The sequence below is a fragment of the Streptomyces atriruber genome (assembly GCF_001418325.1).
GTDB classification, from domain to species: domain Bacteria; phylum Actinomycetota; class Actinomycetes; order Streptomycetales; family Streptomycetaceae; genus Streptomyces; species Streptomyces atriruber.
The window spans coordinates 1-11066 of record NZ_LIPN01000139.1 but is presented as its reverse complement, the minus strand read 5'-3'; the positions used below and the strand labels follow the sequence as shown (position 1 = coordinate 11066).

General features: G+C 70.6%; 9 protein-coding genes. 3 read left to right on the top strand and 6 right to left on the bottom strand.

The genetic code is table 11. The features are described 5' to 3' along the window. Window positions 1-906 (top strand): ROK family protein (locus tag AOK03_RS15995; RefSeq protein ID WP_055565931.1); only part of this gene is annotated, 906 nt, incomplete at its 5' end. Window positions 907-1334: 428 nt separating this feature from the next. Then, the gene (ppdK, locus tag AOK03_RS15990) at window positions 1335-4070 is read left to right on the top strand and encodes a pyruvate, phosphate dikinase (protein WP_055565930.1); all 2736 of its coding nucleotides are present in this window, start codon (window positions 1335-1337) and stop codon (window positions 4068-4070) included. Window positions 4071-4211: 141 nt separating this feature from the next. Here the strand turns inward: ppdK and AOK03_RS15985 are convergent, their stop codons facing one another. After that, window positions 4212-5057, bottom strand: a complete 846-nt coding sequence (locus AOK03_RS15985) for a DUF4394 domain-containing protein (protein WP_208609545.1) — start codon at window positions 5055-5057, stop codon at window positions 4212-4214. A gap of 365 nt (window positions 5058-5422) precedes the next feature. On the opposite strand from AOK03_RS15985, the gene AOK03_RS15980 reads away from it, so the two are divergent. Then, window positions 5423-6688, top strand: a complete 1266-nt coding sequence (locus AOK03_RS15980; protein WP_107098014.1) for a PucR family transcriptional regulator — start codon at window positions 5423-5425, stop codon at window positions 6686-6688. Window positions 6689-6793: 105 nt separating this feature from the next. Here AOK03_RS15980 and AOK03_RS15975 read toward each other — a convergent pair whose 3' ends face one another. From AOK03_RS15975 to AOK03_RS15955, 5 genes are all read right to left on the bottom strand, one after another. Beyond that, window positions 6794-8038 (bottom strand): NAD(P)/FAD-dependent oxidoreductase, encoded by a 1245-nt coding sequence (locus AOK03_RS15975; protein WP_425264383.1) that lies wholly within the window; start codon window positions 8036-8038, stop codon window positions 6794-6796. A 3-nt stretch (window positions 8039-8041) separates the two neighbouring features. Then, window positions 8042-8230 (bottom strand): ferredoxin, encoded by a 189-nt coding sequence (locus tag AOK03_RS15970; RefSeq protein WP_055565928.1) that lies wholly within the window; start codon window positions 8228-8230, stop codon window positions 8042-8044. Between the two features lie 41 nt (window positions 8231-8271). Further along, window positions 8272-9138, bottom strand: coding sequence for a fumarylacetoacetate hydrolase family protein (locus AOK03_RS15965; protein ID WP_055565927.1), 867 nt, complete (start codon window positions 9136-9138; stop codon window positions 8272-8274). Beyond that, entirely contained in the window at window positions 9135-10088 is a 954-nt protein-coding gene (locus tag AOK03_RS15960) for a 3,4-dihydroxyphenylacetate 2,3-dioxygenase (RefSeq protein WP_055565926.1), read from the bottom strand. The genes AOK03_RS15965 and AOK03_RS15960 overlap by 4 nt, the downstream gene beginning before the upstream one ends. Further along, window positions 10081-11066 (bottom strand): aldehyde dehydrogenase family protein (locus AOK03_RS15955; protein WP_055565925.1); only part of this gene is annotated, 986 nt, incomplete at its 5' end. The genes AOK03_RS15955 and AOK03_RS15960, both read right to left, overlap by 8 nt.

Sequence of the window (11066 nt, the reverse complement as noted above, 5' to 3'; positions counted from 1 at the left end):
ATCGTCGCCGAGCACGCGGCGCCCCTCGCCGTCGAGGACGGGCCCGACACGGTCCTCGGCGAGCTGGGCGCCCGCTTCGCCGGACTGCTGCGCGAGTCGGGGCGTCCGGCCGGGTCGGTGTGCGGCATCGGGCTCGCCGTGCCGGGGCCCGTCGACAGCGAGACGGGGCGCGTCGTGCAGCCGCCGATCATGCCGGGCTGGGACGGCTACGACATACAGGGGCGGCTGCGCCGCGCGTTCGCGGAGCGGACCGGCGGGCCCGCCGAGGTGCCGGTCCTCGTCGACAACGACGCCAACCTCATGGCGTACGGCGAACAGCGCACCCACTACCCGGACTGCTCGGCCTTCGCGCTGGTCAAGGTCTCCACGGGGATCGGGGCCGGGGTGGTGGTCGGCGGCGACGTCTACCGGGGCATCGACGGGGGCGCGGGCGACATCGGGCACATCCGGGTGCCGGAGGGTGCGGACGCGCTCTGCAGGTGCGGGTCCTACGGCTGTCTGGCCGCGGTGGCGGGCGGACGCGCGATGGCCCGCAGGCTGACGGAGGCGGGGGTCACCGCGGAGTCGGGCTGGGACGTACGGGCGCTCCTGGAGGCGGGGCACCCCACCGCCGTCGGGTTCGCGCGCGAGGCCGGGCGGCACGTCGGCGAGGTCCTCGCGACCGTCGTGACCCTCCTGAACCCGGGCGTTCTGGTGATCGCCGGAGATCTGGCCGGAACACCCTTCCTCACCGGCGTCCGCGAGCTCCTCTATCAGCGGGCCCTGCCCCGCTCCACCGCCCATCTGGAGGTCGTCACCTCGCGGCTGGGCGAGCGCGCGGCGCTGGTCGGGGCGGCAACGCTGGTGGTCGAGCACCTGTACGCGCCGGAGCGGGTGGAGGAGCGGCTCGTCGCGCTCGGCGTGTAGCCGGGTCGGTGAGGCGTCCGCCGGGACGGGCCGGACCCTCGCCGGAGGGTCCGGATGCTGACATCCGGCCGCTTCAAACGGCGTGATTCTCGCCACCCCTGATAGGGGTTGCGCTCAGATGAGCGGATCTCGGGCGACTGCACTTCTCCAAGGGGTGGCACTCAGTGCCACTGCTCGATCATTCATGAGGTGAACTCACATCTGAGTTCAGTCCGCTCATGTGAGCGTTTTGCGGGTGCAGAGAGGTCCTTGAGTTCAAGACTTGAAGACACACGCGGTCTCTCGGCTACTGCTCAGTTACTTTCGATCTAGCGGCGGACGGGTGGTTACGGCCGCATGACGCACAAGTGGACGTACCCAGGTGCCTTCGATCTGGGTATGTTCCTCGCCGTCAGGGCAGCCACCGAGCTCTCGAGGAGTCGAGACCCGTGTCGGAAAACAAAGATCCCCACGTAGCTCACACGAGCGAGAGCGTGAAGTTCGTCTACGACTTCACCGAGGGCAACAAGGACCTCAAGGACCTTCTCGGCGGGAAGGGCGCGAACCTCGCCGAGATGACCAACCTCGGGCTGCCCGTCCCTCCGGGCTTCACGATCACCACCGAGGCCTGCAAGACGTACCTCGAAAGCGGCGACGAGCCCGTGGAGCTGCGCGACGAGGTGAGTGCGCACCTCGACGCCCTCGAGAAGACCATGGGCAAGAAGCTCGGCCAGGCGAACGACCCGCTGCTCGTCTCGGTCCGCTCCGGCGCCAAGTTCTCGATGCCCGGCATGATGGACACGGTCCTGAACATCGGCCTCTCCGACAAGTCGGTCTCCGGGCTCGCCAAGCAGTCCGGCGACGACCGCTTCGCGTGGGACTCCTACCGCCGGCTCATCCAGATGTTCGGCAAGACCGTCATGGACGTCGACGGCGAGCTCTTCGAGGACGCACTCGAGGCGGCCAAGGCCGCCAAGAAGGTCACGGTCGACACCGACCTCGAGGCCGCGGACCTGAAGAAGCTGGTCACGAAGTTCAAGAAGATCGTCAAGACCGAGGCCGGGCGCGACTTCCCGCAGGACCCGCGTGAGCAGATGGACCTCGCGATCCGCTCGGTCTTCGAGTCGTGGAACACCGACCGCGCCAAGCTCTACCGCCGCCAGGAGCGCATCCCCGGCGACCTCGGCACCGCGGTCAACATCTGCTCGATGGTCTTCGGCAACCTCGGCCCCGACTCCGGCACGGGCGTCGCGTTCACCCGCGACCCGGCCTCCGGCCACCAGGGCGTGTACGGCGACTACCTGACGAACGCGCAGGGCGAGGACGTGGTGGCGGGCATCCGCAACACGGTCGCGCTCGCCGATCTGGAGCAGATCGACAAGAAGTCGTACGACCAGCTCATGCAGATCATGGAGACGCTCGAAACGCACTACAAGGACCTGTGCGACATCGAGTTCACCATCGAGCGCGGCCAGCTGTGGATGCTGCAGACCCGCGTCGGCAAGCGCACCGCCGGTGCCGCCTTCCGCATCGCGACGCAGCTCGTGGACCAGGGCCTGATCGACGAGGCCGAGGCGCTGCAGCGCGTCAACGGCGCCCAGCTCGCGCAGCTGATGTTCCCGCGGTTCGACGAGTCCGCGAAGGTCGAGCAGCTCGGCCGCGGCATCGCCGCCTCACCGGGTGCCGCGGTCGGCAAGGCGGTCTTCGACTCGTACACCGCCATCAAGTGGTCGCGCTCGGGCGAGAAGGTCATCCTGATCCGCCGCGAGACCAACCCCGACGACCTCGACGGCATGATCGCGGCCGAGGGCATCCTGACCTCGCGCGGCGGCAAGACGTCGCACGCCGCCGTCGTGGCGCGCGGCATGGGCAAGACCTGTGTGTGCGGCGCGGAGGACCTGGAGGTCGACACCAAGCGCCGCCGCATGACGGTGGGCGACACCGTCGTCGAGGAGGGCGACGTCGTCTCCATCGACGGCTCGACCGGCAAGGTGTACCTGGGCGAGGTGCCCGTGGTCCCCTCCCCCGTCGTCGAGTACTTCGAGGGCCGCATGCACGCGGGCGCCGACGACGCCGACGAGCTGGTCGCCGCCGTGCACCGGATCATGGCGTACGCGGACCGCGTCCGTCGCCTCCGTGTCCGCGCCAACGCCGACAACGCCGAGGACGCGCTGCGCGCCCGCCGCTTCGGCGCCCAGGGCATCGGTCTGTGCCGCACCGAGCACATGTTCCTCGGCGAGCGCCGCGAGATGGTCGAGCGGCTGATCCTGGCCGACGCGGACGACGCCCGCGAGGACGCCCTCAAGGAGCTCCTCCCCCTCCAGAAGCAGGACTTCGTCGAGCTCTTCGAGGCGATGGACGGCCTCCCGGTCACCGTCCGTCTCCTGGACCCCCCGCTGCACGAGTTCCTCCCCGACATCACGGAGCTCTCGGTCCGCGTCGCGCTCGCCGAGTCCCGCAAGGACGCCAACGAGAACGACCTGCGCCTGCTCCAGGCGGTCCACCGCCTGCACGAGCAGAACCCGATGCTGGGCCTGCGCGGCGTACGCCTCGGCCTGGTCATCCCCGGCCTGTTCACCATGCAGGTCCGTGCGATCGCCGAGGCCGCGGCCGAGCGCAAGACCGCCAAGGGCGACCCGCGCGTGGAGATCATGATTCCGCTCGTCGGCACGGTCCAGGAGCTGGAGATCGTCCGCGAGGAGGCCGAGCAGGTCATCGCGGAGGTCGTCGAGACCACCGGCGTCGAACTGAAGCTGGCGCTCGGCACGATGATCGAACTCCCGCGCGCGGCCCTCACGGCCGACCAGATCGCGGAGGCCGCGGAGTTCTTCTCCTTCGGCACGAACGACCTCACCCAGACGGTCTGGGGCTTCTCGCGGGACGACGTGGAGGCTTCGTTCTTCACCGCGTACCTGGAGAAGGGCATCTTCGGCGTCTCCCCCTTCGAGACGATCGACAAGGACGGCGTCGGCAGGCTCGTGCGGGATGCCGCAAGGCTGGGCCGCGAGACCCGCCCCGACCTGAAGCTCGGCGTCTGCGGCGAGCACGGCGGCGACCCGGAGTCCGTGCACTTCTTCCACGAGGTGGGCCTGGACTACGTCTCCTGCTCCCCGTTCCGCATCCCGGTGGCCCGCCTGGAGGCCGGCCGCGCCGCTTCCCACTCCACGGGCAGCGACCACCGGTAGCCATACTCCGGGACCGCCGCCGTGTCCCCGACCCTCAGTACCGATGCGGCGGCGGTTCCGGTTCACGATGAAGGGGCGGCACCCTGTGCGGGGGTGCCGCCCCTTCCTTGATCCGTGGTCGGGGGCCGCCGCGGGAGGGGCTCAGCTGCCGGTGAGGGAGATGGCCAGGTCCGTGATGTTCAGGGGGAACCTGGCCCCGAGGGCGTCGGACACGAGCGTGGCCTCGCCGGTGAAGAGGTTGATGCTGTAGAGGGAGGGCCTGGCGGCGCCGGAGGCGGTGAGAGTGGCGTAGGCGGCGTTGCCGACCGTCTTGCCGCCCGACACGCTGCTGAAGACGTCCAGGCCCGCATTGGTCTGCGCGTCGATGCCGAGGCTGCCGGTCGGCGCCAGCGTGCCGTTGTTGGCCGGCGACTGGACGACGATCTGGTCGCCGGCCGTGTTGACGTCGAAGAGCGTGGTCCCGGTGGCCCCGTTGAGGTCGTTGTTCGTGTAGGCGGCGGCGGAGACGCCCTTGGTCGTGCCCTCGGCCGGCGGGGTGGTGAGGTTCAGGTCCTGGATGGTCGTGTGATCGTTGAGGTTGTGCCGCAGGTTCTGGCCGTTGTCGCTGACCACGCGCAGCCGGTCGGCGGCCGGATTGAAGTCGACGCCGAAGTTCGTGCCGTGCAGCGAGTACTGGAGCTGGGACACCTTGGTGATCACGACGTCCGGGGTGGCCGGCGGGGTCTTGATCGTGTAGATGCCGCCCTTGTCGCCGACGCCGTACATCAGGCCGTTCTGCACCCGGAAGTCGATGCCGATCAGAGCCGTGTCGCCACTGAGGCCGATGATGTCCCTGACCCAGTCGAGCACGTTCGGCCGGTCGGTGGTGAACGTGGCCATCTGGGTGCCGTCACCTGTGATCCCGAACGCGCGAAGGCTGGGAGCGGCGGCGGGAGCGGCCGAGCCGCTGGCGGGCGCACTCAGCATCAGTGCTGTCGACGTGGCCATGACCGCTACCGCCGCCGCGATTCTCTTTCTCGTTCCTGCTTTCATCGGTGTTTCCCTCCCGATTGGGCAAGCACCATTGAGTGGCGCGCAGATGAGAGATTTCCGTACCGATTCCCGCGCTGATCCGGAGTAGTGACCTGAATGAATGCTGCGGTGTTACCCCGCGGGCTGGTACGCGGCTCCAATTAAGTCCGGTCCGCGGTGCCTCCACAAGGAGCACAGGCGATGGGAATGCCCCGATCAAGAGATTTTGCGCACTGTGACAAAGTGCCCCAGACGTGGCGGTCTCCGGTCTGCGCGAAGTGATGAATGCCGTCTGGATTTCCCCTGTGTGCTTCTTCGGCCTGAATGACATGCTCGCACCCATGGGGAGCCTTTTCGCCGAGTTGGCCCGGCAGGCGTCGGCCCACGCGCGCCGGGAGGTCGAGGCGTACGCGCGCGAGATCGCGGAGTTCGGGTTCCTGGACACGAACTCCCGGGCACGGGCCGAGACGCTGGAGTACTCGTTGTGGTTGCGCCGCCGTACGGTCGAACTCTCCCCGGACAACAGCGAGCTGAGCGACGACGACCTCGGCTACATCGCGGCGATCGGCGAGTCGCGGGCCGCGGCGGGGATGTCGCTGGACGCACGGCAGCGGGTCCTGCGCCTGCACACCTCACTCATGTTGCGCGAGATCAACGAAGCGACCGAAGCTCAGCGCGGCGTCGGAGTCGGCGAACTCATGCGGATGATGCACTGGTTCGCCCCACAGGGAGAACGCGGTATCCATGCCTATAGTCAGGGATTCGTGACGGCGCTGCGACACCGTCTGGCGTACGTCGAGCAGGCTGCCCTGCTGGCCAGGTCGTTGCTGAAAGGAGACCCCATATCGGCGGAACTCGCCTCGGCCCTGGGCATGGAACTGCCCGAGCGCTGCGCGGTGACGGTGATCCGGGTGCCGGAACGTCCCGCCGGCGATCGCGATCTGGAAAGCGAGATCGAGGCGCTGGTGAAATCCCACCACGCGCCGATCACGTGGTGGCCGGGCAAGGGAGGCGGGAGCGGTGAGCTGATCGCCCTGATTCCCTTGCGTCCCGCCGCTTCACCGGCGTCTGCGGGGTCCAGTACCGCCGAGACCGTACGCCCGCACCCCGTGCCCGACCTTGCCCCCGACCTCTTGCCCGACCCGGTATCCGATCTCGTACGGGATTTCGCCCAGGCCCTGGGTCGCCCCTGCGCCGCCGGCACCGCCACCTCATCGCTGTCCGAGGTTGCCGACGCCCTCGACCTGGCCCGGCGGATCAGCAGGGCGGCGCCGCTGCGACGGGCGTCTGCTCGGCTGCGGCCGCACACCATGTCGGACGTGTTCGTGGAACTCGTCGTCGCCGACGCGCCGTTCGTCGACGCATGGCTCCAGGCCGTGGGCCGGAGCCTGCAGCCCGGTCCCGACCTCCTCGTCACGCTTGACGCGTACTACTGCCACGACATGCACCGCGGCGCCACGGCGGCAGCGCTCAACGTCCATCCCCGCACCCTGGACTATCGCCTCCGCCGGGTGCGGGAACTCACCGGCATCGATCCCGGCTCGACGCGCGGCGTGCGCATCTTCAGCTCGGTCGTCACGCGGCGTCTGTCGGAAGCGTGGCACTGAACCCTGTTCTGGAGTTCAATGCCGTGCGAGGTGGTCGGTCTCGTGTGGAAGTGACGAGGCAGCACCCATTCCTAGGCGCTGCCCCTTCCGCTTGCCTGTGCCGGGTCAGGTCACCGGCTCCGGCAGCGTCATGAGGTCGGCGCGGTGGCGGGCCGCCGCCGCGGTTGCCGCCGGGCCGCCCAGTGCCGCCACGCCGATGAGTCGGGTGCCCTGGTAGTAGGCGTAGAGGAGGTCGCCGTCGGGGGTGTCCGGGTCGCCTTCGAGGAGTTCGCAGCGGTCGGCCAGCGAGGGCTGGCCGAAGGACTGCAGGCGCATCGTGAACTGGTCGCTCCAGAAGGAGGGCAGCGGGGCGCAGGGGGCCGGGTCGCGGGGGGTGCCGCTCAGGGCGGCGACCAGGGTACGGGCCGCGTGGCGGGCCGTGTCGCCGGGGACGGACCAGTGTTCGACGCGGCGTGGGACGGGGCCGTAGCGCGGGTTCGGGAAGCGGGCGACGTCGCCGACGGCCACCGCGTGCGGGAGGCCGCCGATGCGCAGGTGGGCGTCGCAGAGGATGCCGTCCGTGAGGTCGAGGCCCGCGGTCGCGGCCAGCCATTCCGTGTTGGGGAGCGAGCCGATCGCCTCGACGATCAGGTCGGTGGGGATCTCCGTGCCGTCGTCCAGTACAGCGCCCTCGGGGGTGAATTCCCTCGCCAGGCGGCCCATGCGGAAACTCACGCCCCGCGCCTCGTGACGGACGCGCAGCGCCCGCGCCAGGTGTGGGCCGAGCGCGAGCACCATCGGCTCCGCCTCCGGCGCGACGACGGTCACCGCGCACCCCGTCGTGCGCGCGGTGGCCGCCACCTCGCAGCCGATGAAGCCCGATCCGATCACGAGCACCCGGGCGCCCGCCGCCAGGCCGGCGGCCAGGGCCGCCGAGTCCTCCAGCGTGCGGACGACGTGCCGGGGCGGGCCCCCGGGCATCGGGAGTCTGCGTGGCCGCACCCCCGTCGCGGCCACCAGACCCTCGTACATGTGGACCGATCCGTCGGTCAGTGTGAGCGTGCGCGCCCCCAGGTCGGCGGCGGCGACCGCCGAGCCGAGGCGCCACTCGACGTCCTCGACGCTGGGTCGCCTGCGCAGTTCCGTGCCGGACGCGGGCGCCTCGCCCGCGAGCACCGATTTCGACAACGGGGGGCGGTTGTACGGGAGATGGGGCTCGTCGCCGAAGAGGGTGATCGGGCCTCGCCAGCCCGCGGCGCGGAGCTGTTCCGCCGAGCGCAGGCCGCCCAGCGACGCCCCTACGACGGCGATTCCGGCCCGCCCGGTGCATGCGGCGCGTCCGGTCCGCTCCACCGCGCCCACCCCCTCCACGCCTCAGCCCTCGACCCGGATCGCCTGCAGCGGGCACACGTCGGCGGCGTCCTCGGCATCGGCGCGCAGCGCCTCGTCGGGCGCGTCCACGTACGCGAGGTGGCCCTCGCCGTCGAGCCGGAAGATGTCCGGCGCGGCGAAGACGCACTGCCCGTGGTCCTGGCAGACGTCCAGGTCGACGATCACCCTCATGGATCCAACTCCCTTGCTGTGCATGCCGGGTGGAACCGTGCTCAGCGGCGCGGCGGTCTGATGCCGCGGAACTCCCAGTCGCCGCCGAGCGCCGTGGAGAGGACCTCCTCGGACTCGGTGGGCTGGGCCCCGACGTCGGCACGGACGGCCGTCGGGCCGGTGACGATGTGGTTGGTGAGACGTCCCAGGCCCTCCGCCTCGACCTCGACGATGTCGCCCGGCCGGACCGGGCGGGAGCCCGCGGGCGTTCCGGAGAGCAGGACGTCGCCCGGCTCCAAGGTGATCGTGCGGGCGATGTCGGCGACGAGATAGTGCATGTCCCACTGCATCTCGTCGGTCGAACCGTCCTGCGCGAGCTCGCCGTTCACGAAGGTGCGCAGGTACTTGCCGCGGAAGTCCCAGCCGGTGACGAGGCCGGGCCCCAGCGGGCAGAGCGTGTCGGAGCCCTTGACGCGGAGCATCGAACCGGCATCGGTGTCGCGGAAGTCGTGCAGGCCGTAGTCGTTGGCGACGGTGAAGCCCGCGATGTACGCGCCCGCCTCGTCCGGCGCCACGTTGCGGCAGGTGCGGCCGATGACGATGCCGATCTCGCCCTCGTAGTTGAGGTACTTGCAGCCCTCGGGGCGTACGACGGCGCCGCCGTGGCTGTTGAGGGCCGAGACCGGCTTGTGGAAATAGGTGGGCGCGGGCGGCAGCGTGACCCCGAACTCCGTGACCCTGCTGCGGTGGTTGAGGTGGACGGCGATCACCTTGGACGGGCGTACGGGCGGCAGGTGGTGCGCCTCGGACGCCTTGAGGCGGCGCCCGTCCGCGGCGACCAGCTCGTCGCCCTCGCGCACGACCTGGACGGCGGCCCCGTCGAGGAGGACGCGGCGGTACTCGATGGTGGTCGCCCTGGGCGCCCTCATGCGGTCCCCTCGCTCGGGTCGGTGTCGTTGTCGGTTTCGGCGCCGGTGTCGGTGTCGGCACCCGCGCCGGTCCAGCCCGCGGCCGGGCGGTCGAACCACAGGTGGATCTGGCCCGTCCCGATGGAGTTCTCGTACGCGCTGTAGGCACGCCCCGCGGCCGTGCAGCGCTCCTCGCCGAGGGCGCCGATCATCATCAGGTAGTGCCCGAAGCGCGCTTCCGGCTTGTGCGTGAGGAACTCCGGCATGGTGCGCAGGACTTGGGCGTGGTCGCCGCGCTCGAACCACTCGACGCGCGCGAGGTCGGCGGCGCGGGCCTCGGGCGTACGGATGTGGACGGGGTCGCTGGACTCGTGGGCGCGCAGTTCGCGCAGCGGCCAGAAGGTGTGCGAGAGGGCGCCGGACGCGATGAGGAGGACCCTGCGCCCGGGGAGCGCGCCGATGCCGTCGGCGAGCGCCCGGCCGAGCCGCAGGTGGTCCTCGGCGTCACCGGTCTGACAAACCCCGATCGAGACCCACTTCTTCTCGGGGAGGCCGTGGCCCAGATACGTCCACAGGTTGATCGTGGCGTAGTACACGGGCAGGAAGGGGTCGTCGATCGGGGTGATCCAGGTGTGGTGCTTCTCCGCGAACCGGGCCACGGATTGGGCGAGTTCGGGGTCGCCGGGATAGTCGTACGGCATGCGGCACATGCCGCGCGGCAGCTCCTCGGAGGTGAAGAGGCCTGCGCGGCGGGGCTGTGCGGAGACCACGAACTCGACGGTGGTCGCCCAGTGCGAGTCGAGGACGACGACGGTGTCGTAGTCGAGCGCCTCGAAGACGTCGGCGCGCAGTTTGCGCAGGCCGGGGACGAGGCTGATCTCGCGGCCCTCATTGAGCTCTTTGCGGTGCGCCTCGGGCAGCACGATGGTGGGGACGTGCGCGAGGAGGCCCGCTCCGACGATCTCACCCACGGTCGGCCCACCTCTTCGACGCGGTCACGGTGTTCTTCAGGTCGCAGTAGAAGTCGAAGGACCAGTCGCCGCCCTCGCGCCCGACGCCGGACAGGCGCGATCCGCCGAAGGGCGCGGAGAGGTCGCGGACGTAGAAGCAGTTGATCCAGACCGTGCCCGCGACGAGCCGTGCGGCGATGCGTGCCGCGCGCTCGCGGTCGCCCGCGGCGAGGGTGGCGGCGAGGCCGAAGCGGGTGCCGTTGGCCAGGCGCACCGCCTCGTCGTCGTCGCCGTCGGGGAAGGTCTGGAGGGTGAGGACCGGGCCGAAGACCTCTTCCTGGACGATCTCGGAGTCCTGGTCGACGTCGGTGAGGAGGGTGGGGAGGTAGTACTTCCCGCCCAGGGCGCCGTCCAGCGCGGTGTTGCGGCCGCCGCCGACGACGGCTTTCGCGCCCGCCGCGAGGGCGCGCCACACGAATCCGTCGACGCGGTCGGCGTGCCGGGGGTGGATGTTCGGTCCGATGTCGGTGCTCTCGTCGCGCGGGTCGCCCTGGGTCAGCTGCGCCACCCGGTCGAGGAAGCGGCCGAGGAAGGCGTCGCGCACGGACTCCTCGACGAGGATGCGGGTGGCGGCGAGGCAGACCTGGCCCGCGTTGTCGTACTGCTCCACGGCGAGGTCGGCGGCGAGGTCCAGGTCGGCGTCGGCGAGGACGAGCAGCGGTGACTTGCCGCCGAGTTCGAAGCTGCACGGGACGAGGTGCGCCGCGGCGGCCTCGGCGATGCGGTGGGCGGTGGGCACGGAGCCGGTGAAGCTGATGCGGCGCACGGCGGGGTCGGCGGTGAGCGGCGCCCCCGCCTCGTCGCCGTATCCCTGCACGACGTTGAAGACGCCGGGCGGCAGCCCCGCCTCGTGCGTGATGTCCGCGAGGAGCGAGGCGGTCAGCGGGGTCCACTCGGCGGGCTTCAGCACGACGGTCGAGCCCGCGGCGAGCGCGGGGG

Coding starts and splice junctions, on each gene's coding strand:
- AOK03_RS15965 (WP_055565927.1), bottom strand. CDS start 9,138: ATGAGGGCGCCCAGGGCGACCACCATCGAGTACCGCCGCGTCCTCCTC.
- AOK03_RS15985 (WP_208609545.1), bottom strand. CDS start 5,057: ATGGCCACGTCGACAGCACTGATGCTGAGTGCGCCCGCCAGCGGCTCG.
- AOK03_RS15970 (WP_055565928.1), bottom strand. CDS start 8,230: ATGAGGGTGATCGTCGACCTGGACGTCTGCCAGGACCACGGGCAGTGC.
- AOK03_RS15980 (WP_107098014.1), top strand. CDS start 5,423: ATGGGGAGCCTTTTCGCCGAGTTGGCCCGGCAGGCGTCGGCCCACGCG.